This is a genomic window from Klebsiella ornithinolytica NBRC 105727 = ATCC 31898, assembly GCF_001598295.1.
Taxonomy (GTDB): Bacteria; Pseudomonadota; Gammaproteobacteria; order Enterobacterales; family Enterobacteriaceae; genus Klebsiella; species Klebsiella ornithinolytica.
Genome location: NZ_BCYR01000004.1, coordinates 23,013 through 44,884, shown reverse-complemented (window position 1 = coordinate 44,884; position 21,872 = coordinate 23,013). Strand labels below are relative to the sequence as shown.

The 21,872-nt window shown below is 56.4% G+C and carries 19 protein-coding genes and 1 riboswitch; of the genes, 8 read left to right on the top strand and 11 right to left on the bottom strand.

Features of this window, described 5'->3' with window-relative positions; all coding sequences use genetic code 11:
• Positions 1–37: 37 nt before the first annotated feature.
• The 4 genes from ROR01S_RS10075 to ROR01S_RS10060 all read right to left on the bottom strand — a co-directional run bounded on the left by ROR01S_RS10075 (position 38) and on the right by ROR01S_RS10060 (position 2,956).
• Entirely contained in the window at positions 38–247 is a 210-nt protein-coding gene (locus ROR01S_RS10075; RefSeq protein ID WP_004856456.1) for a CsbD family protein, read from the bottom strand.
• A 126-nt stretch (positions 248–373) separates the two neighbouring features.
• Positions 374–1,690, bottom strand: coding sequence for an MATE family efflux transporter DinF (dinF, locus tag ROR01S_RS10070; RefSeq protein ID WP_004856454.1), 1,317 nt, complete (start codon positions 1,688–1,690; stop codon positions 374–376).
• Positions 1,691–1,758: 68 nt separating this feature from the next.
• Positions 1,759–2,367, bottom strand: a complete 609-nt coding sequence (lexA, locus tag ROR01S_RS10065) for a transcriptional repressor LexA (protein WP_004856448.1) — start codon at positions 2,365–2,367, stop codon at positions 1,759–1,761.
• A gap of 220 nt (positions 2,368–2,587) precedes the next feature.
• Positions 2,588–2,956, bottom strand: coding sequence for a diacylglycerol kinase (locus ROR01S_RS10060; RefSeq protein ID WP_004856446.1), 369 nt, complete (start codon positions 2,954–2,956; stop codon positions 2,588–2,590).
• 129 nt (positions 2,957–3,085) lie between these two features.
• Between ROR01S_RS10060 and plsB the strand changes: the two genes are divergently transcribed.
• Positions 3,086–5,509: a glycerol-3-phosphate 1-O-acyltransferase PlsB gene (gene plsB / locus ROR01S_RS10055; RefSeq protein ID WP_004856443.1), complete on the top strand. Its 2,424-nt coding sequence runs from the start codon at positions 3,086–3,088 to the stop codon at positions 5,507–5,509.
• A gap of 67 nt (positions 5,510–5,576) precedes the next feature.
• On the opposite strand, the gene ubiA is transcribed toward plsB, so the two are convergent.
• From ubiA to malK, 5 genes are all read right to left on the bottom strand, one after another.
• Positions 5,577–6,446, bottom strand: a complete 870-nt coding sequence (gene ubiA / locus ROR01S_RS10050; RefSeq protein ID WP_004856440.1) for a 4-hydroxybenzoate octaprenyltransferase — start codon at positions 6,444–6,446, stop codon at positions 5,577–5,579.
• A gap of 12 nt (positions 6,447–6,458) precedes the next feature.
• Positions 6,459–6,956 (bottom strand): chorismate lyase, encoded by a 498-nt coding sequence (ubiC, locus tag ROR01S_RS10045; protein ID WP_004856438.1) that lies wholly within the window; start codon positions 6,954–6,956, stop codon positions 6,459–6,461.
• Between the two features lie 189 nt (positions 6,957–7,145).
• Complete coding sequence (malM, locus tag ROR01S_RS10040) at positions 7,146–8,096, bottom strand: maltose operon protein MalM (RefSeq protein WP_004856435.1); 951 nt, start codon at positions 8,094–8,096, stop codon at positions 7,146–7,148.
• Positions 8,097–8,203: 107 nt separating this feature from the next.
• Positions 8,204–9,514, bottom strand: a complete 1,311-nt coding sequence (locus ROR01S_RS10035; RefSeq protein ID WP_004856433.1) for a maltoporin — start codon at positions 9,512–9,514, stop codon at positions 8,204–8,206.
• A 100-nt stretch (positions 9,515–9,614) separates the two neighbouring features.
• Positions 9,615–10,724 carry a maltose/maltodextrin ABC transporter ATP-binding protein MalK gene (gene malK / locus ROR01S_RS10030; RefSeq protein ID WP_064359431.1) on the bottom strand — a complete coding sequence of 370 codons (1,110 nt, stop codon included), beginning with the start codon at positions 10,722–10,724 and terminating at the stop codon, positions 9,615–9,617.
• 369 nt (positions 10,725–11,093) lie between these two features.
• Here malK and malE point away from each other — a divergent pair, with 369 nt between their 5' ends.
• From malE to malG, 3 genes are all read left to right on the top strand, one after another.
• Positions 11,094–12,284 (top strand): maltose/maltodextrin ABC transporter substrate-binding protein MalE, encoded by a 1,191-nt coding sequence (gene malE, locus ROR01S_RS10025; RefSeq protein WP_015585369.1) that lies wholly within the window; start codon positions 11,094–11,096, stop codon positions 12,282–12,284.
• A gap of 118 nt (positions 12,285–12,402) precedes the next feature.
• Entirely contained in the window at positions 12,403–13,947 is a 1,545-nt protein-coding gene (gene malF, locus ROR01S_RS10020) for a maltose ABC transporter permease MalF (RefSeq protein WP_004856427.1), read from the top strand.
• Positions 13,948–14,103: 156 nt separating this feature from the next.
• The gene (malG, locus tag ROR01S_RS10015) at positions 14,104–14,994 is read left to right on the top strand and encodes a maltose ABC transporter permease MalG (protein WP_015585370.1); all 891 of its coding nucleotides are present in this window, start codon (positions 14,104–14,106) and stop codon (positions 14,992–14,994) included.
• Positions 14,995–15,189: 195 nt separating this feature from the next.
• Here the strand turns inward: malG and psiE are convergent, their stop codons facing one another.
• Positions 15,190–15,600 carry a phosphate-starvation-inducible protein PsiE gene (gene psiE, locus ROR01S_RS10010; RefSeq protein ID WP_004856423.1) on the bottom strand — a complete coding sequence of 137 codons (411 nt, stop codon included), beginning with the start codon at positions 15,598–15,600 and terminating at the stop codon, positions 15,190–15,192.
• Between the two features lie 146 nt (positions 15,601–15,746).
• On the opposite strand from psiE, the gene ROR01S_RS10005 reads away from it, so the two are divergent.
• Both ROR01S_RS10005 and ROR01S_RS10000 read left to right on the top strand, forming a co-directional pair.
• Complete coding sequence (locus ROR01S_RS10005; protein WP_015585371.1) at positions 15,747–16,256, top strand: GNAT family N-acetyltransferase; 510 nt, start codon at positions 15,747–15,749, stop codon at positions 16,254–16,256.
• An 8-nt stretch (positions 16,257–16,264) separates the two neighbouring features.
• Entirely contained in the window at positions 16,265–16,720 is a 456-nt protein-coding gene (locus ROR01S_RS10000; protein ID WP_004856419.1) for an acyltransferase, read from the top strand.
• Between the two features lie 189 nt (positions 16,721–16,909).
• On the opposite strand, the gene pgi is transcribed toward ROR01S_RS10000, so the two are convergent.
• Complete coding sequence (gene pgi, locus ROR01S_RS09995; protein ID WP_004856418.1) at positions 16,910–18,559, bottom strand: glucose-6-phosphate isomerase; 1,650 nt, start codon at positions 18,557–18,559, stop codon at positions 16,910–16,912.
• A 349-nt stretch (positions 18,560–18,908) separates the two neighbouring features.
• A riboswitch (Lysine riboswitch) is annotated at positions 18,909–19,141 on the top strand.
• Positions 19,142–19,315: 174 nt separating this feature from the next.
• Here pgi and lysC point away from each other — a divergent pair.
• On the top strand, positions 19,316–20,665 hold the full coding sequence (gene lysC, locus ROR01S_RS09990) for a lysine-sensitive aspartokinase 3 (protein WP_004856417.1): 1,350 nt from the start codon (positions 19,316–19,318) through the stop codon (positions 20,663–20,665).
• Between the two features lie 206 nt (positions 20,666–20,871).
• Positions 20,872–21,801, top strand: a complete 930-nt coding sequence (gene panS / locus ROR01S_RS09985) for a ketopantoate/pantoate/pantothenate transporter PanS (RefSeq protein ID WP_004856416.1) — start codon at positions 20,872–20,874, stop codon at positions 21,799–21,801.
• The last annotated feature ends 71 nt before the right edge of the window (positions 21,802–21,872 follow it).

Below are 21,872 nucleotides of genomic sequence, written 5' to 3'. Positions count from 1 at the left end.
AGGCAATAACAAAGGGTTAATTCGTTAACACTCACCGCTACCAGCGGTGATCGTTTTTTCGTTCCCAGTCAGACACTTCTTTCTCCGCCTGATCTTTAGCGTATCCATAACGCTCCTGGATTTTCCCGACCAGCTGGTCACGCTTACCTTCAATGACGGTCATATCGTCATCGGTCAGCTTGCCCCATTTTTCTTTCGCTTTACCTTTCAACTGTTTCCAGTTACCGCCGATTTCGTCTTTGTTCATAATTCAATCCTCATCGTTCGGTGAGTTAACAGCCCGCTGTGTGCCGGACATAGTATTAACTATAGATAAGAATTCTGAGTTGAATTTATTATTCGGAATCTTTAACCAATTACATATCAAAAATCGCTACGAAAACCAGGTGCCACGCCGCCAGTGTCGCCGCCAGATGACCGCCAGCGACAGACCGCGCAGCGCGAGGAAGACCGCCAGCGCCAGCCATAGCGCGTGGTTGCCAAGGACCGGCAGCGTCAGCAGCGTCAGGGCAAACCCCGCCGCCGCCACCGCCATGCTGTTGCGCATCTCAGCCCCGCGCGTCGCGCCGATGAACATGCCATCCAGCAAATAACACCACACGCCAATCACCGGCAAAACGATCTGCCAGATCAGATAGCGATCGGCAAGCAGCTGAAGCGAGGGTAGCGAAGTCAACAGGGCGATAATCTGCTGCCCGGCTACGGCATAGGTTGCCGCAAAGGCCAGCGCCACCATTCCCGACTGGCGGCAGGCCGCCCGCCAGACATCAAGCAACTGGCTACCGTCACGCGCGCCGTACGCCTGCCCGGAGTGCGCTTCCACGGCATAAGCAAAACCATCCAGGGCATAGGCGGTGAAGGTCAACATGGTCATCAGGAGCGCGTTGACGGCAACGATCTCACCGCCAAGACGAGCGCCGAAAACGGTCACCGCACCAAAGCACAACTGAAGCAGCAGAGAGCGCAGCATGATATCGCGATTGAGCGCCAGCAAGCGGCGCACATCTCCGCGCCACGCGCGCTTGAGCAGGGCAAATGACACGCCGCGTAGCGCCAGCACACGCCTTGCCATCAGCAGCCCGATGATAAAGGTGACATATTCGGCGGTGACCGTCGCCAGCGCGGCCCCCTGCACGTTCAGGTGCAGGCCCATCACCAGCCACAGATCGAGCACAATATTCAGCAGGTTGCCAACGATCAGCAAAATCACCGGCGCCCGGGCGTACTGTACGCCCAACAGCCAACCGAGCAGCACCAGGTTTGCCAGCGATGCCGGCGCACTCAGCCAGCGGATGTCGAGAAAGCGCCGCGCCTGCTCCAGCACCGCGTCATTGCCGCCAACAATATGCAACGCCAGATCGATAAGCGGGGTTCGGAAAATCACAATCAGCAGGCCGGCGCCTGTTGCCAGCCCCAGCGGCTGCACCAGTGCCCGCGCCAGGCGGAGAGGATCTTTGGCGCCAAAGGCCTGCGCCGTCAGTCCGGTGGTGCTCATCCGCAGGAAAAGCAGCAGCATGAAGAGAAAACTGGTGGCCGTCGCGCCGACCGCGACACCGCCGAGGTAAACCGGGCTGTCGAGATGGCCAATCACGGCGGTATCCACCAGTCCCAGCAGCGGAACGGTGATATTGGAGAAAATCATGGGTAGCGCCAGGCGCCACAGGGCCTTATCAGCGGCGTTAAAGAACATGAGAAAGAGCCTGACCGGGAGGAGACAGCGCAGCATCATGCATCAGACGATGCTGCGTGGGGAAGGTGTTACAGCCACTCGCCGTTGCGAATCACGCCAACGGCCAGCCCTTCGATAGTGAAATTTTGTTCGCGTAGATTCACCACGATAGGGGAAAACTCGCTGTTTTCTGGCAGAAGTTCGACGATATTGCCCTGTTTTTTAAGACGCTTAACGGTGACCTCTTCGTCAATACGCGCCACGACAACCTGGCCGTTGCGTACATCCTGCGTTTTATGGACCGCCAGCAGATCGCCATCGAGAATACCGATATCTTTCATTGACATGCCGCTTACCCGCAGCAAAAAGTCGGCGTTCGGCTTGAACATCGCCGGATCGACCTGGAAGTGGCCTTCGATATGCTGCTGAGCCAGCAGCGGCTCACCGGCCGCCACGCGGCCAATCAACGGTAAACCCGGTTCTTCTTCCGTAAGCAGGCGAATCCCCCGGGAGGCGCCGGAGATAATCTCGATCGCGCCCTTACGCGCCAGCGCTTTCAGGTGTTCTTCCGCCGCGTTTGGGGAACGGAACCCCAAGCGCTGAGCAATTTCCGCACGCGTCGGCGGCATGCCCGTCTGGCTGATGTGATCCCGAATGAGATCAAACACCTCTTGCTGCCTGGTCGTTAACGCTTTCATCCCGCCCCCTGGGTGTATATACAGTTATGCTGTGAGTATATACAGCTAACGGTGATTTTGGAATCAAATTTCACACAAAAATCAGGAGATTCTTTCCATTTTGCGTCCCCGATAGCCCATTGCGCCAGGGGTGATTGTCGCCAGCCGGGCAAAACCCATCGGGGGTCGGCCGATCGCCGGGAGGACATCGCCAGGCGGGGGCATCTCACAAAGTGGTCACTCAGTGATAGCGGGCCCACAGCAAGAGGCCCCAGGTGATCAGCGCGATCACAATGGCCAGCAGCACCGCCGCAGAACCCATATCTTTCGCCCGACCGGACAGCTCATGATGTTCCGGGCCAATACGGTCCACCACCGCCTCAATCGCGCTATTAAGAATTTCGACTATCATCACTATCAGGACCGAGCCTATCAGCAGCACACGCGTGATGGCGTCAACGTCCAGCCAGCAGGCGATCGCGACAGCAACAATGGCGGCGATGCCTTCTTGACGAAATGCGGCCTCATTTATCCATGCCGCACGGAACCCTTTCCAGGAATAACCTGCCGCTTTAATGATTCGGGTTAACCCAGTGGTATTATTGGCCATCAAAAGAACCTTTTTATGTAAATGACGTCAATGAGTGTACGCGTTTGCCGCGTGGCAACGGAAATTTTGCGCGCTTTCTGTTATTCTTGCCGCGCATTTGCATGATTAACCAGAGGCTTCACATCGTTTATGTCCGGCTGGCAACGAATTTACTATAAATTACTGAATTTACCATTACGGGTGCTGGTAAAAAGCAAGTCTATTCCCGCAGAACCTGCTCAGGAATTAGGGCTGGATACCTCGCGTCCGATCATGTACGTCCTGCCTTATAATTCCAAGGCGGACCTGCTGACCCTGCGCGCCCAGTGCCTGGAGCACGATTTACCCGATCCGCTTGAACCGCTGGAAATCGATGGCGCGCTGCTGCCGCGCTACGTATTTATCCACGGTGGCCCGCGCGTCTTTACCTACTACGCGCCGAAAGAAGAGTCGATTAAGCTGTTCCACGACTACCTGGATCTGCACCGCAACCATCCTGACCTGGACGTGCAAATGGTGCCAGTCTCGGTGATGTTTGGTCGTGCGCCAGGGCGCGAAAAAGGCGAAGTAAACCCGCCGCTGCGCATGCTGAATGGCATTCAGAAGTTCTTCGCCGTTCTGTGGCTGGGCCGCGACAGCTTTGTCCGTTTCTCGCCGCCGGTTTCTCTGCGCAGAATGGCCACCGAACACGGCACCGATAAAATTATCGCCCAGAAGCTGGCCCGCGTCGCGCGTATGCACTTCGCCCGCCAACGTCTGGCCGCCGTCGGCCCACGTCTGCCGGCACGTCAGGATCTGTTCAATAAGCTGCTGGCCTCCAAAGCCATCGCCCGCGCGGTGGAAGATGAAGCGCGCAGCAAGAAAATTTCCCATGAGAAGGCGCAGCAAAACGCCATCGCGCTGATGGAAGAGATCGCCGCGAATTTCTCTTATGAGATGATTCGCCTGACCGACCGCGTTCTCGGTTTTACCTGGAACCGTCTCTATCAGGGGATCAACGTCCACAACGCCGAGCGCGTACGTCAGCTGGCCCATGAAGGGCACGAGATTGTGTACGTACCGTGCCATCGTAGCCATATGGACTATCTGCTGCTCTCCTACGTGCTGTATCACCAGGGGCTGGTGCCGCCGCATATTGCCGCCGGTATCAACCTGAACTTCTGGCCAGCAGGCCCCATTTTCCGCCGCGGTGGCGCATTCTTTATTCGCCGTACCTTTAAGGGCAATAAGCTCTATTCCACGGTGTTCCGCGAATATCTCGGCGAGTTGTTCAGCCGGGGTTACTCCGTGGAGTACTTCGTTGAAGGGGGCCGCTCGCGTACCGGCCGTCTGCTGGATCCGAAAACCGGCACCCTGTCGATGACCATCCAGGCCATGCTGCGCGGCGGGACCCGACCGATCACGCTGGTGCCTATCTACATCGGTTACGAGCACGTGATGGAAGTGGGCACCTACGCCAAAGAGCTGCGCGGTGCGACGAAAGAAAAAGAGAGTCTGCCGCAGATGCTGCGCGGCCTGAGCAAGCTGCGTAACCTCGGTCAGGGCTATGTTAACTTTGGCGAACCACTGCCGCTGATGACTTACCTGAACCAGCATGTTCCGGAATGGCGTGAGTCAATCGATCCGATCGAAGCGGTGCGCCCATCGTGGCTGACACCGACGGTCAACAACATTGCTTCCGATCTGATGGTGCGCATCAACAACGCCGGCGCGGCCAACGCCATGAACCTGTGCTGCACCGCGCTGCTGGCCTCTCGTCAACGCTCGTTGACCCGCGAACAGCTGACGCAACAGCTGGAGTGCTACCTCGATCTGCTGCGCAACGTACCGTACTCCCCGGATGCGACCACGCCGGCGGCCTCGGCCAGCGAGCTGATTGACCACGCGCTGAAGATGAATAAGTTCGAGGTCGAGAAAGATACCATCGGCGATATCATCATTCTGCCGCGCGAGCAGGCGGTGCTGATGACCTACTATCGCAACAACATCGCCCATATGTTGATGCTGCCGTCGCTGCTGGCGGCGATCATTACCCAGCATCGTCGTATCACCCGCGCGGAAGTGCTGCGTCACGTTGAGATGTTCTATCCGCTGCTGAAGGCCGAGCTGTTCCTGCGCTGGGAAAAAGCAGAGCTGGCTGGCGTCATCGATGCCCTGGCGGCGGAAATGCAGCGTCAGGGACTGATTGTCCTGAGCGATGATGCCATCAGCATCAATCCGTCCCACTCCCGTTCCTTGCAACTGCTGGCCGCAGGCGCGCGTGAAACGCTCCAGCGCTACGCCATTACCTTCTGGCTGCTGAGCGCGAACCCGTCTATCAACCGCAGTTCGCTGGAGAAAGAGAGCCGCACGGTGGCGCAGCGTCTGTCGGTGCTGCACGGTATCAACGCGCCGGAGTTCTTCGATAAAGCGGTATTCAGTACGTTAGTGCTGACGCTGCGCGATGAGGGCTATATCAGCGATACCGGCGATGCTGAGCCGGCAGAGACGCTGAAGGTCTACCAGATGCTGGCCGATCTGATTACGTCGGATGTGCGCTTGACGATTGAAAGCGTCACGCAGGATGAAGCGTAACGGCTGAGGCGGGCCTTCCTCTCCCCCGGCCATGGCGTTCGCGCCGCACGCCGGGGGAAGGAAGAGACTACTGCAGATAGCTCATTGCCAGACCGAGAAACACCACCAGTCCGACGTAGTTATTATTTAAAAATGCTTTAAAGCAGTCGTCCCGTTCGCGCCGGAAAATCAGCTTCTGCTGCCAGAAAAACAGCCCTGCGGCGATAAACAGCGACCAGTAATATTCCCAGTGCAGCCCGTTCAGCCAGCCGATGGCAGCCAATAGTATCAGCACCCCAATCTGCAACATACCGATAATGGTACGGTCATGTTCGCCGAACAAGATCGCCGTTGATTTAATCCCAATTTTGACGTCATCGTCCCTGTCGACCATCGCGTACTGGGTATCGTAAGCCACCGCCCACAGAATATTGGCGAGGAACATCAGCCAGCAGCTCAGCGGCAACGCTTCGCTCACCGCCGAGAAGGCCATCGGAATCGACCAGCCGAACGCTGCGCCCAGCACCACCTGCGGCAGATGAGTGTAGCGCTTCATAAACGGATACACCCACGCCAGCGCCAGCCCGGCAACCGAAAGCAGGATAGTCATGGTGTTTAAGGTCAGCACCAGCAGGAACGAAAGCAAAACCAGCACGGCAAACAGAATCCGGGCCTCTTTCTCCGAGACATCGCCGCTGGGTAACGGACGGCGGGCGGTGCGTTTGACATGGCCGTCAAACTTTCGGTCGGCGTAATCATTCACCACGCAGCCGGCGGCGCGCATCAGCCAGACACCGGCGACAAAAACGGCCAGAATCCACAGCGGTGGAATCCCCGGCGTCGCCACCCACAGTGCCCACAGCGTCGGCCACAGCAGCAGCAGCGCGCCAATGGGTTTGTCAGTACGCATCAGGCGATGAAACGCCAACAGCTTATTCTGCGCCAGACTCCTCTCCATTTTCTTTTCCTCTTAATACAGCGGCGACGCAGGCAGAAAAAGTTCTGTCAGCAGCAGCGGTTTGCCGCTCAGCCGAAGGCGAGAACGACGCCCCCACAGCTCTGCCGTGCGCCCAATTTCAATAAAATCGCGGGTTAATGTGGATGACGTGAACAAATAACGCCCCAGCGGCGTCTGCCCCAGCTGCTGCAGAGCCAGCTCCGGGCCGCACAGCGTCGACTCAGGCACCACCGTTCGGCCAGCGAGCCAGGGTTCACCATTGGCGCAAAGGATGATTTCCCGCAGCCAGTAACGCGCTTCATCCGGCAGCAACGCCTCTTCACCCACCAGCGCTTCCCGGCCGACGAAACCTTCGTTGACTCGATTAACACTGACCTTTTTCCCTTGTTGCTCAAAGCGTTGAGTCATTGAGTCTTCCAGCAACAGCCAGTCGCGCAGGTGCGGTTCCAGCGGGGGTATCGCGGCAAAATAGCGCAGCGCACGCAGTTGCGTAAGCGCAGGATGTGACATGCCTGGTTCTCCGTTACATAACGTAGCAGCATTGTATCGCAGAATAAGCCAGTCAGGGCGGGCAAAGCGTCAAGATACGATCATCGGCGTAACAGCCATGCAACAGCAGCCGCCACGCGATAAAAAAAGGTGCGTCCAGGCGGACGCACCTAAAGGCTGTGCCTAAACATCAGCATTGTGGGGAGACGATCACCCCTTGCCTTTTACACTGCTGATAAAGGTGGAACGAGCAGATTTCGAACCGAGGCGTTCGGCTTCGTTCATCAATTTGAGGGCTTTATCGATATCACCTTTCGCAACCGCCTGTTTGATGCCGTTGTTAAAGTAGGTTTCCGTATCGTCAAGCATCGGTTCGCTCTTCGCAGCCGGCGCTGGCGCCGCAACTGGAGCAACAACCGGCGCGGAGGCTGGCGCGTTGTAGACCGGTGCCGCCGTATTGCCGACGGTCACTGGCCCAGGACCGGAGGAGCCAAACAGCGGCCCAACCAGCACGCTGGAACCGGAAGAGGTTTTCACCTTCAGACCCAGGGTACCTTCGGTGGTATGTTTGGCGATCGGATCCGGAATATCCGGCACCGCATTACCGGTACCTTTGGCGTAGGCCTTCGCCGGATCGATTAATTTGGTGGTCTGCTGCAAATCCTGCGGGGTAGTAAAGACCAGCACATAGATTTTTTGCTGACCTAAAGCCGGCGTCAGGCGCATCACCCCTTCCAGGCGATCCGAGCTCATCACGCCCGGCTCCAGATAGGTGAAGTAGCTGCTTGGGAAAAACGCCGATGGCGTCATATTCTGGTCAAGAATCAGCACATTTGGCGCATAAACGCTGGTTTGCTTATTGACTTCACTGGTCAGAGTCAGGGTCAGCTCACCGATATTTGCCGGGACGCTGTAGGCCGCCACGGGGCCGACGATGCCGGGGATGTTCAGCGACTGGCCTGCCGTCGCTAACTTCGTGGTTTGCGTTTTCGATTGGTCGACCGGCGTCCAGGTTAGCTGTTGTAACGCGGAAGCAGGGATGGTCGGTGCGGCAGAGGTATTCTGCGGCACAAAATTCACATCAGCAAAACTGACTGCGGGTACGCTGGCCAGCAGGCCGGCGGACAGGCAGAGGGCAACGAGACTTTTCTTCATTTTCATTGTTATCACCTCAATTCCGATGGCCAAGCGGTAGCCAGGCAATAGCCCGCTGAGCCGAAGATAGAGGGGCTTGCGCCCCTCTTTTGGTCATCACACGTCAGGTTGGATTACCACCAGATTTCCATCTGGGCACCGAAGGTCCACTCGTCGCTATCGCCACGGCTGAAGGTCTTCGCAGAAGTGTCGTTGTACGCCACGCCGGAGGTGTAGCCCGCACCGGAATCACCGTTCGCGTAGCCCCATTTCTCATCCCACTTGGCGTAGGTTGCGAACAGACGAATTGCCGGACGGGACCAGATGCTGTCGCCCGCCTGCCACTGTTGCGCCAGGGTAATTTTGTACTGGTTGTTGCTGTCGCCAGTTTTCTGCGACTTCACGTTGTCGTAGCCGACTTCCAGCAGGGTGCTCATGATCGGCGTCCATTTGTACATAGGACGTACGCCGACGGTCCACCATTTGGTGCCGTTGTTGTTGTCGAGGTTGATATCCTGGTACATCGCCACGTACATCATGTCCCAATCGTCAGCCAGAGAGACTGCACCGTGGTCAAGCACGCGCCACATGGAACCGTCGTTGTTGATGCTGCCGCCCTGCGGAACGCCTTTACCGTTAGAGGTCATCGCGTCGGTGGCGTACTGCAGAACAAACTTGTTGTAGCCTTTCAGGATGCTCTGGGTGTGCTCAGCGGTGAACATCCAGCCATCTTTAGACGCGTCTGGCTGCAGGTAGTAATTATCCGGAACGTTGGTATGACCGTAGTCAACACCCAGCTCCAGAGTACCGCCCGGGTTGATTTCCATCTGTGCTAAACGCACGTCGAAGACGTCGTTCGGAACGATGTTGTCATATACGCGGTTACCCAGCGCATCACGATCGGCGAAGGTCGCAGAGCCGCCGGATTCAGAAGAACGGGTCGCTGCCAGAGAAAGTTTACCGAAGCCAACGTCGATGTTTTCAAGACCCGCACCAGGACCGGAGATATCCCAGTAGTAGAAGTCGATCATGTGGACGTCATGACGCTGGTAGAAGCGCTTACCGGCCCAGATGGTGGAGCCTGGCAGCCAGTCGATCAGGTTTTTACCCTGCACGTTGGCTTCACGGAATGCCGGGCTGGTGGATTCCCAGTCATTTTGCTGCGATACGGAGTAGGCAACGTTAGTATCGAAGTAGAAGCTCTTATCACCTTCTTTCCATACTTCCTGGCCCAGTTTTAATTCCGCATAGGTTTCACATTCGTTACCAAGACGGTATTTACTTTGAGCACCGGTTGCCTGGAAGCACTGTTGTTCACCGCCGCTACCGGTCCAGCCGATACCGGAACGAGCATAACCGTGGAAATCAACGGCCAGCGCCTGAGCAGACATAACGCCTGCCGCGACGGCGACCGCCAGTGGAAGTTTGCGCAGAGTAATCATCATTCTATCTCCTGAGATCATTGCTTTTCTTTGAACACTTCGCCCGTCGTTATGCCTGGTTGCAGCGCCCTATGGGGTTCGTGTTTTTTTTTAATGGGAAGCCTTACACGCCCGGCTCTTTATGCAACCGACGACACGCCGTACCATCCTCACGGAATAAATGGCAGCGCTCTGGTGGCAAACCGATAGCGAATGTGGCTCCCTCTTCTACCAACACCACGTCGTTCTGGCGGTAAACCAGGTTTTGACGGATGGCGGGGATCTGGATATGAATTTGTGTTTCGTGACCAAGCTGCTCAACCACCTGAACGACCCCTTCAAGGGTGACGTCGGCGATATCGCTGGGCAGCAGGTGTTCCGGACGGATACCTAAGGACATGTTGGCGCCAACCTGAACGCGGGCGCTGTCCACCGGCAGCCAGACGTGCTGGCGGTTCGGCAGTTCGACCTGAACCTGCTCAATGACGGTTGCGGTGACTTTTACCGGCAGGAAGTTCATCTTTGGCGAACCAATAAAGCCCGCAACAAAGCGATCGGCCGGGTAGTGATACAGTTCCAGCGGTTTCCCGACCTGCGCCACGCGGCCGGCGTCCAGCACCACAATTTTGTCGGCCAGCGTCATCGCTTCGACCTGATCGTGGGTAACGTAGATCATCGTGCGCCCAAGGCGCTTATGCAGACGGGAGATTTCGATACGCATCTGCACACGCAGCGCGGCGTCGAGGTTAGAAAGTGGTTCGTCGAGCAGGAACACGCGGGGTTCAGCAACCAGGGTACGGCCAATCGCCACACGCTGACGCTGTCCACCGGATAATGCCTTCGGCTTACGCTCCAGCAAATGCGCCAGCTGCAGCACTTCCGCTACCTGGGTGACGCGCTGGTTAATTAACTCTTTTTTAGCACCGGCCAGCTTGAGGCCGAAGGACATGTTTTCCGCAACGGAAAGATGAGGGTAAAGCGCATACGACTGGAACACCATCCCGATACCGCGTTCGGCAGGAGGGATATCGTTCATTCGCGCATCACCAATAAATAAATCACCACTGGTTATGGTTTCCAGCCCGGCAATCATACGCAGCAGGGTTGATTTGCCGCAGCCCGATGGCCCGACAAACACCACGAACTCCCCTTCCTGGATGTCGAGATTGATATCTTTCGACACCACCACGTCACCCCAGGCTTTCGTTATATTTCGCAGCTGTACGCTCGCCATCCCCATCTCCCTTCGTTACAACCTGTCACTAAAAGACACATTCAAGATGGGCTGACTATGCGGCATTCATTCACCTGGTGAATCCTCCACCCCCGCCTTTTTTATGGGGGAGGAGACGGGAGGATGAGAGATTGCCCCTCGCTGCGGGGGATGGCGTGGCAAAGCCATTTTCGTGATGCAAGTAGCAAAAATGGCCCCGTTTTTATGTGCTCCAGACCCCAATACGGGCATTTCTGCAATGCAGATCACACAAACCACGGGTGGGGCGTAGACATAGGGAGGATGGAAAGGGGTTGTTAAAAAAGGAAACTCATCACCGTTAAGCCACCTAAGTGTATCCACGAGCACATCACCAAAAAGGACTGGTATATGAAAATCAAAACCGGCGCTCGCATCCTCGCGTTGTCTGCATTGACCACGATGATGTTTTCCGCCTCTGCCCTCGCCAAAATTGAAGAAGGTAAGCTGGTTATCTGGATTAACGGCGACAAAGGCTATAACGGTCTCGCCGAAGTGGGTAAGAAGTTTGAAAAAGATACCGGCATTAAAGTTTCCATCGAACACCCGGATAAGCTGGAAGAGAAATTCCCGCAGGTCGCGGCGACTGGCGACGGCCCGGACATCATCTTCTGGGCTCATGACCGTTTCGGTGGCTATGCGCAATCTGGCCTGCTGGCTGAAATCTCCCCGGACAAAGCTTTCCAGGACAAACTCTATCCGTTTACCTGGGACGCCGTACGCTATAACGGCAAACTGATCGCCTACCCTATCGCGGTTGAAGCGCTGTCGCTGATTTACAACAAAGACCTGGTCCCGAATCCGCCGAAAACCTGGGAAGAGATCCCGGCGCTGGATAAAGAACTGAAAGCGAAAGGTAAGAGCGCGCTGATGTTCAACCTGCAAGAACCGTACTTCACCTGGCCGCTGATTGCCGCTGACGGCGGATATGCGTTCAAATTTGAAAACGGCAAGTATGACGTCAAAAACGTAGGCGTGGACAGCGCTGGCGCGAAAGCCGGTCTGACCTTCCTGGTTGACCTCATCAAGAATAAACACATGAATGCCGATACCGATTACTCCATCGCTGAAGCCGCCTTCAACAAAGGCGAAACCGCGATGACCATCAACGGTCCGTGGGCATGGTCGAATATCGATAAGAGCAAGGTCAACTATGGCGTCGCGCTGCTGCCAACCTTCAAAGGCAAAGCGTCTAAACCGTTTGTCGGCGTACTGAGCGCCGGTATCAACGCCGCCAGCCCGAACAAAGAACTGGCGAAAGAGTTCCTCGAAAACTATCTGCTGACCGACCAGGGTCTGGACGAAGTGAACAAGGACAAACCGCTGGGCGCCGTTGCGCTGAAATCCTTCCAGGAAAAACTGGAGAAAGATCCGCGTATCGCTGCAACCATGGCGAACGCCCAGAAAGGCGAAATTATGCCGAACATCCCGCAGATGTCCGCCTTCTGGTATGCCGTACGTACCGCGGTTATCAACGCAGCTAGCGGTCGTCAGACCGTCGATGCCGCGCTGAAAGACGCACAGTCTCGTATCACTAAATAAGAAAATGGCGGGTGGCGCTTACGCTTACCCGCCTTACAACTACGGCCTGGGCCGTAGGTCAGGCGAGCATAAGCGCGGCCTGACAAATAAGTTTTCACCGCTGTAGAGGATGATCCCCATGGATGTCGTTAAAAAGAAACACTGGTGGCAAAGCCCGCAGCTGACATGGTCTGTGATTGGCTTGCTGTGCCTGCTGGTGGGTTACCTTGTCGTTTTGATGTACGCCCAGGGGGAGTACCTGTTTGCCATCCTGACGCTGATTTTAAGCTCAGCTGGCCTGTATATCTTTACCAACCGCAAGGCCTATGCCTGGCGCTATGTCTACCCGGGGCTCGCCGGGATGGGGCTGTTCGTCCTGTTCCCGCTGGTCTGTACCATCGCCATCGCCTTCACCAACTACAGCAGCACCAACCAGCTAACCTTTGAGCGCGCTCAGGAAGTGCTGATGGATCGCTCGTTCCAGGCCGGTAAATCCTACAACTTCTCGCTGTTCCCGGCGGGAGATGAGTGGAAACTGGCGCTGACCGATGGCGACAGCGGCAAAAATTACGTCTCCGATGCCTTTAAACTCGGCGGCGAGCAGAAACTGGCCTTAAAAGAAGCTGAAGCGCTGCCGGAAGGTGAACGCGCAAACCTGCGGATCATCACCCAAAACCGCACCGCGCTGAACCAGCTGACCGCCATCCTGCCTGACGACAGCAAAGTGATCATGAGCTCACTGCGCCAGTTCTCCGGTACCCAGCCGCTGTATACGCTGGCCAATGATGGCACGCTGGCCAACAACCAGAGCGGCGTAAAATATCGTCCGAACAATGACGTCGGTTTCTACCAGTCCATCAACGCCGACGGTAGCTGGGGCGCTGAGAAGCTGAGCCCGGGCTACACCGTCGGGATCGGCTGGGATAACTTCACCCGCGTCTTTACCGACGAAGGGATTCAGAAACCGTTCTTCGCTATCTTCGTCTGGACGGTGGTCTTCTCAGTCCTGACCGTGATTCTGACCGTGGCCGTGGGCATGATCCTCGCCTGCCTCGTACAGTGGGAATCCTTGAAAGGTAAAGCGATTTACCGTGTTCTGCTGATTCTGCCTTACGCCGTACCGTCGTTTATCTCGATTCTGATTTTCAAAGGGCTGTTCAACCAGAGCTTTGGTGAAATCAACATGATGCTCAGCGCGTTGTTCGGCATCAAACCGGCCTGGTTCAGCGACCCGACCACCGCGCGTTCGATGATCGTCATCGTCAACACCTGGCTGGGCTACCCGTACATGATGATTCTGTGCATGGGCCTGCTGAAAGCGATTCCTGACGACCTGTACGAAGCATCGGCAATGGACGGCGCCGGTCCGTTCCAGAACTTCTTTAAGATTACGCTGCCGCTGCTGATTAAGCCGCTGACGCCGCTGATGATCGCCAGCTTCGCCTTTAACTTTAACAACTTCGTGTTGATTCAGCTGTTAACCAACGGTGGTCCGGACCGTCTCGGCACCACCACGCCGGCCGGTTATACCGACCTGCTGGTCAGCTACACCTACCGTATCGCCTTCGAAGGCGGCGGCGGTCAGGACTTCGGTCTGGCGGCAGCGATTGCCACCCTGATCTTCCTGCTGGTGGGCGTACTGGCGATTGTTAACCTGAAAGCCACACGAATGAAATTCGACTAACTGGAATAACCAGGCGTCATTGACGCAGCCAGTTTGGGCCCGGCCAGCGCGCAAGAACCGGAGCGTACACGTAGTACGTGAGGATGATGAGCACTGCCCGGGTTCAAAATGGCAAGTGAGATAGCCTGGAGCGGTATCAAGGGGAATAAAAATATTATGGCTATGGTACAACCCAAATCTCAGAAGCTGCGTCTGCTCACCACGCACCTCCTGCTGCTGGTTTTCATCGCGGCGATTATGTTCCCGCTGCTGATGGTTATTGCTATCTCTCTGCGCGAGGGTAACTTCGCCACCGGCAGCCTGATCCCGGACCAAATCTCCTGGGAGCACTGGCGGCTGGCGCTGGGCTTCAGCGTCGAACACGCTGACGGCCGCGTCACCCCGCCACCTTTCCCGGTTCTGCTATGGTTGTGGAACTCGGTGAAAGTGGCCGGGATCACCGCCATCGGTATCGTGGCGCTGTCCACGACCTGCGCCTACGCCTTTGCCCGTATGCGCTTCCCGGGCAAAGCGACCCTGCTGAAAGGGATGCTGATTTTCCAGATGTTCCCGGCGGTGCTGTCGCTGGTGGCGCTATACGCCTTGTTTGACCGCCTCGGCCAGTATTTACCGTTCGTCGGCCTGAACACCCACGGCGGCGTCATCTTCGCCTATATGGGCGGCATCGCGCTGCACGTCTGGACGATTAAGGGCTACTTCGAAACCATCGACGGCTCGCTGGAAGAAGCGGCGGCGCTGGATGGCGCGACGCCGTGGCAGGCCTTCCGTCTGGTCCTGTTGCCGCTGTCGGTACCGATTCTGGCCGTCGTATTTATTCTGTCGTTCATTGCTGCGATTACCGAAGTCCCGGTAGCCTCGCTGCTGCTGCGCGATGTGAACAGCTATACCCTGGCCGTAGGTATGCAACAGTATCTCAACCCGCAGAACTACCTGTGGGGTGACTTTGCCGCTGCGGCGGTGCTCTCCGCCATTCCGATTACGGTTGTCTTCCTGCTGGCCCAGCGCTGGCTGGTTAACGGCCTGACGGCAGGCGGGGTGAAAGGTTAAGTTTCATCGTTATACCCGCCCCAAATTTCAGAGGAGGGACGGTGACTTAGTTGCTGTACACGAACCCCAACCGGGTACGGCAACTACCGCCCTCAGCTGAAAAAGTAAGGCAAATGCCACTGCTATCCTCAACTGGACCCTACATAAATTAAGTTTTGTGACTGTTGGTCAGCGGCCTCTGGAGGCCGCTTTTTTTTATTCGCGTTTCAGGCGGTTGGAGTTACACAGCCACAGCGTAATCACCAGAATCAGGATCGCTGCCGAATAGATAAGCACCGCCATCGGCGATTCGTGATCGACAATAATCAGACGCACAATCGCCGTAATGCCGATATAGACAAAATAGCGCAGCGGAAAGTGAAAGCCCGACTCAAAGTACTTCACAATCAGCGCGATAAACTCGAAATAGAGAAAATAAACCACCAGCCCTTCGACCAGCTTGTACTTACTCACCGGCTCCGGAGTAAACAGGACATGCGCCAGATGGAACGTCTCTTTCCCCAGAAAAACCACCAGGATGACCCCCAGACACAGCAGCGCCAGATTCAAAACTGCCTGCATGGCGGTCGCCACAAAATTGACCAACGGACGATAGACCGACGGCATATGCGTACCTCTTATATTCGTTATTCCTGCCGATCTGTATAACGCAAAAACGTGATCCAGATCGATATTATTCGTTAACTTTTTGCGTCTGTTGCGTCAAATGTAACAATCACTTGCCAGACTGGCGGGTTAAAAAGGATACAGCAATGCTGACAATACGTACGGCGCACCGGGAAGACGCTCCCCTGCTGAGTGAAATGGGGAACGCTAGCTATCGCCACCACTTCGCCCACCTCTGGCACAGCGCCAGCGAGCTGGCGCACTTCCTCCAGCAGGAGTACTCCCTGCCCGCCCTTCACCGCAGCCTCGCCGATGAGCGCAGCTGCTGGCTGATTGCCGAAGCCCGGCATCCTGTCGGCTTCGCGAAATACAGCTGCCATCAGCCGATAGCGTCCGACGGTCCGCGCGGCACGTTGCTGCATAAGCTCTATTTACTGCCGACTGAAACAGGGCATGGCTACGGTGAGCAGATTTTTAGCGCCGTTGAAGCGCGGGCAAAGGCGGCGGGTGACGACTGGCTGTGGCTGGAAGTCCTCGCCAGCAACCCCGGCGCCAGGCGTTTTTATGAGCGTTCAGGTATGCAATATGTGAAAGACAGCGTATTCCGCTCCGCAACCCAGACGAGCACGCTACATATTCTGGCCAAACCTATCTGAGAGGCGCTATGCACACTCTTCGTGAAACCGGCATCCGCAACGTCACCAGCGGCGAGAACGTGGTGATTTATCAACCTGCCAATCTCTATGACTGCACGCTTGGCGATAACGTCTTTGTCGGGCCATTCGTCGAAATTCAGGGCCATACGCGCATCGGTGCCGACAGTAAAATCCAGTCCCATACCTTTATCTGCGAGTATGTCACGATCGGCGAGCGTTGCTTTATCGGCCACGGCGTGATGTTTGCCAACGATATGTTTCGCGAGGGCCGTCCCGATGCCAACCGGGAAAACTGGGGGCGAATTACGCTTGGCAACGATGTTTCTATCGGCAGCGGCGCGGCCATTCTGGCGGTCAGCATCTGCGATGGCGCGGTGATTGGCGCCGGGAGCGTGGTCACGAAATCGATAACAGAAAAAGGCGTCTGGGCGGGTAACCCGGCGAAACTGCTGCGGCGGCTATAAACAAAAATGCCGCCCCGGAAGGTCGGCATTGAGATCGGTTCGCTGGACGTCTGCCGGACGGCGGCTGACGCCTTGCACGGCCTACAAAACACAGTCGTCGGCCCGCGCAAACAACGCACCGCCGGGTGAATGCAGAAAGCACATAGCCTGAATACCGATCGCCCTGACCGGTATTCAGGCACCGGCGCCTTATGCGCGCCAGGCTTTGTAACGGTTAATCAGGCCGTTCGTCGAGCTGTCGTGGCTGCTGATTTCTTCGCCATCTTTCAGCTCTGGCAGAATGCGGTTTGCCAGCTGTTTACCTAACTCAACGCCCCACTGGTCGAAGGTGAAGATGTTGAGGATCGCGCCCTGGGTGAAGATCTTATGTTCATACAGGGCAATCAGCGCGCCGAGGCTGAACGGGGTGATTTCACGCAGCAGGATGGAGTTGGTCGGGCGGTTGCCTTCGAACACTTTGAACGGCACCACGTGATCCAGGGTTGCCGGATCTTTACCCTGGTCACGATACTCCTGCTCAACCACTTCACGGGATTTACCGAACGCCAGCGCTTCGGTCTGCGCAAAGAAGTTAGACAGCAGCTTCGGATGGTGATCGGAGAGCGGGTTATGGGTAATGGCCGGGGCGATAAAATCGCACGGTACCATTTTGGTCCCCTGGTGAATCAGCTGATAGAACGCGTGCTGACCGTTGGTGCCCGGCTCACCCCAGATGATCGGGCCGGTCTGGTAATCTACGGCGTTGCCGTTACGGTCAACGTATTTGCCGTTAGATTCCATGTTGCCCTGCTGGAAATACGCCGGGAAGCGGTGCATGTACTGGTCGTACGGCAGAATGGCTTCGGTTTCAGCACCGAAGAAGTTGTTGTACCAGATGCCGATCAGCGCCAGCAGCACCGGCAGGTTTTTTTCTGGCGCGGCGGTGGAGAAGTGTTTGTCCATCGCATGCGCGCCGGAGAGCAGCTCAACAAAGTTGTCGAAGCCCACGGACAGGATAATGGACAGGCCGATGGCTGACCACAGGGAGTAACGGCCGCCAACCCAGTCCCAGAACTCAAACATATTGGCAGTATCAATCCCGAACTCGCCCACCGCTTTGCCATTGGTGGAGAGTGCGGCGAAGTGTTTCGCCACGTGCTTCTCATCGCCCGCGGTCGCCAGGAACCAGTCGCGCGCGCTGTGGGCGTTGGTCATGGTTTCCTGGGTGGTGAAGGTTTTCGACGCAACCAGGAACAGGGTGGTTTCCGGGTTCACCGTTTTCAGCACTTCGGCGATGTGGGTGCCATCGACGTTAGATACAAAGTGCATATTGAGATGGTTTTTATACGGGCGCAGCGCTTCGGTCACCATGAACGGGCCGAGGTCAGAGCCACCGATACCGATATTCACTACATCGGTAATCGCTTTACCGGTATAGCCTTTCCAGCTGCCGGAGATGATCGCTTCAGAGAAATGCTTCATCTTTTCGAGAACAGCATTCACTTCCGGCATCACATCTTTGCCATCAACAATAATCGGGGTATTGCTACGGTTGCGCAGAGCAACGTGCAGAACAGCGCGATCTTCAGTGCGGTTGATCTTCTCACCGGAGAACATGGACTTGATCGCCCCTGCCAGATCGGTCTCTTTCGCCAGATCCTGCAGTTTGGTCAGCGTCTCTTCAGTGATGCGGTTTTTGGAGAAATCCACCAGCATCAGATCGTCGAACGTTGCGGAAAACTTAGAAAAACGGTCGCTATCTTGCGCGAAAAGCTCGCTGATAGTGACATCTTTCATTTCATCAAAGTGTTTCTGTAATGCCTGCCAGGCAGAGGTCTGCGTTGGGTTGATGTTTTTCATTAGCAATACTCTTCTGATTTGAGAATTGTGACTGCGGTCGATTGTAGCGCCGGCGGCAAAAAATTGTGATGATTTTTATGTTATGCCTATGACACGTGTCAGGAATAGGGTCAGTTCGGGGCAAAAAGCCTCTACTAGTATAGCCATCATAAGGCTTTTTTCTGTTAATCACCCCCGCATGAAAAATCCGCATAACCGCAACGTTGACATACCTACTCCGAAGCCTTTATATAACTGCACTGCCTGCATTTATGCAGGTTTGTATTGCTCGCGCATTTCACGCTACAGCGAAAGGGTATTGCAGGGGGATCATCACCAGCGCCCCCAGGCAAAGTGAAAGACGTCGGTAATTGCCAGAAGAGGTGCGTTGCCCAGGTAACCGTATTGGAGGAACCAGTCCGGCGAAAATACGTGAGGGGGAGCAACGCCGAGGTGATAAAGCGTCTGGTACGCACATCACCGGCCACAGGGGCTGAATCCCCTGGGTTGTCACCAGAAACGTTCGCAGTCGGGCGTTTCATACCCAGGAACTGACGCAAGGCGTTGGGGAGCGGGTCTACAAGGTGGAGCACTTCTGGGTGACATCGTAGCTGTTTATTGCTCTGCGCCCACCCTGTTTTTCGCTCTTCCCTTGTGCCATGGCTGAATAATTTGGCCTGGCTTATTAAGACATTTTATTACTGTAAGTTGGTGTCCAGCCCAGCCCCACTCAGGAATCGTTTTAATAAGTCAGGCCCCCCCTGACACGAGGTTGTTATGACAGATTTAGTTGTAGCCAAATTCGGCGGCACCAGCGTTGCCGATTTCGATGCCATGAATCGCAGCGTTGATGTTGCGCGACTTGATGAGAACACGCGCGTCGTGGTGTTATCGGCCTCTGCGGGTGTGACCAATCTTCTGGTTGCTTTGGCTGAAGGGCTGGAACCCGCTGAGCGTTTTGAAAAGCTCGAATCGCTGCGCCAGATTCAATTCAATATCCTGGAGCGTCTGCGCTATCCCAACGTGATTCGCGAAGAGATCGAGCGTCTGCTGGAAAATATCACCACCCTGGCAGAAGCCGCTGCGCTGGCAAGTTCCGCTGCGCTGACCGACGAGCTGGTCAGCCATGGCGAACTGATGTCCACCCTGCTGTTTGTCGAAATTCTCCGCGAGCGCGGTATTGCGTCACAGTGGTTCGATGTACGTAAGATTATGCGCACCAACGATCGCTTCGGCCGCGCCGAGCCAGACATTGCCGCACTCGCCGAGCTGACGCAGCTGCAGCTGACTCCGCGGCTGGCTGAAGGTCTGGTGGTCACCCAGGGCTTTATCGGCAGCGAAGCCAAAGGCCGTACCACAACGCTGGGCCGCGGCGGCAGCGACTATACCGCCGCTCTGCTGGGCGAAGCGCTGAACGCCAGCCGTGTCGATATCTGGACCGATGTCCCGGGTATCTACACCACCGACCCGCGCGTCGCGCCGGCGGCAAAACGCATTGATGTCATCGCATTTGCCGAAGCGGCAGAAATGGCCACCTTTGGTGCCAAAGTGCTTCATCCGGCCACCCTGCTGCCCGCCGTGCGTAGCGATATTCCGGTGTTCGTGGGATCCAGCAAAGAACCCACCGCCGGCGGAACGCTGGTGTGTAATAAAACCGAAAATCCGCCGCTGTTCCGCGCGCTGGCCCTGCGCCGCCGCCAGACGCTGCTGACGCTGCATAGCCTGAATATGCTGCACTCTCGCGGCTTCCTGGCGGAAGTATTCGGGATCCTCGCGCGCCACAATATTTCCGTGGATCTGATCACCACGTCCGAAGTCAGCATCGCGTTGACTATGGATACCACCGGTTCAACCTCCGCCACCGATACTCTGCTGACGCAGGCGCTGCTGACCGAACTCTCCTCCCTGTGCCGCGTAGAAGTGGAGCAGGATCTGGCGCTGGTGGCGTTAATCGGTAACGAGTTGTCGCGCGCCTGTGGCGTGGGCAAAGAAGTTTTCGGCGTCCTGGAGCCGTTCAATATTCGTATGATTTGCTACGGCGCATCCAGCCATAACCTCTGCTTCCTGGTGCCTGGGGCGGATGCCGAGAAAGTCGTGCAGAAATTGCATCATAATTTGTTTGAATAATATTTCTTCACGCGATAAAAATTACCTATAGCCGGGCTCGAACCCGGCTTTTTTATAACTATATCAACACAACATCCCCTCAATCGTTCGGGCGACGGGCCGGTGCGACGCCCCCTGATGCACAGCAGACAACGTGCCCGGGGAAACAGACACCGCCTGCGCACGCGTTGCCCGAAGGATGAGGCGTTAATCGCAAGGAAAACAACATGCTCGCTACTCTGACGAGGCTGTTCCCGTTATGGGCGCTGCTGCTCTCTGTTCTGGCTTATTATACCCCGTCGACCTTTACGCCCGTCGGGCCGTGGGTCACCACGCTGCTGATGCTCATCATGTTCGGAATGGGGGTGCATCTGAAACTGGATGACTTTAAGCGCGTGCTGTCGCGCCCGGCGCCGGTTGCTGCAGGTATTTTTCTTCACTATCTGGTGATGCCTCTCGCCGCCTGGGCGCTGGCGCTGCTGTTCCATATGCCGCCTGAGCTGTCAGCCGGCATGGTACTGGTCGGGAGCGTCGCCAGCGGGACAGCATCGAACGTGATGATCTATCTCGCGAAAGGCGATGTGGCGCTGTCTGTCACCATCTCATCTGTTTCTACGCTGGTCGGCGTGGTTGCCACGCCGCTGCTGACGCGGCTGTATGTGGATGCGCACATTCAGGTCGACGTAATGGGGATGCTGCTCAGTATCCTGCAGATCGTCGTGATCCCGATTGCGCTGGGCCTGGTGATTCACCATACGCTGCCCAAAGTGGTGAAAGCGGTTGAACCTTTTCTGCCCGCCTTCTCGATGATCTGCATCCTGGCGATTATCAGCGCCGTCGTCGCCGGCTCCGCCTCCCATATCGCTTCGGTGGGTCTGGTGGTGATTGTCGCGGTGATCCTGCATAACGCCATCGGTCTGCTCGGCGGCTACTGGGGCGGGCGGCTGTTTGGCTTTGACGAGTCAACCTGCCGGACGCTGGCGATTGAAGTAGGGATGCAAAACTCTGGTCTGGCTGCCGCGCTGGGGAAAATCTACTTCGGCCCGCTCGCCGCGCTGCCCGGTGCGCTGTTTTCAGTCTGGCACAACCTGTCCGGTTCGCTGCTGGCGGGCTACTGGTCCGGGAAACCTACCGCCAAAAACGTGAACAAACGCTAATATTCACTCACCCGGGCCAACGGCCCGGGTAATTTCCCCGTTTACGCGTTCCTCAACGGGACTAACGCGCT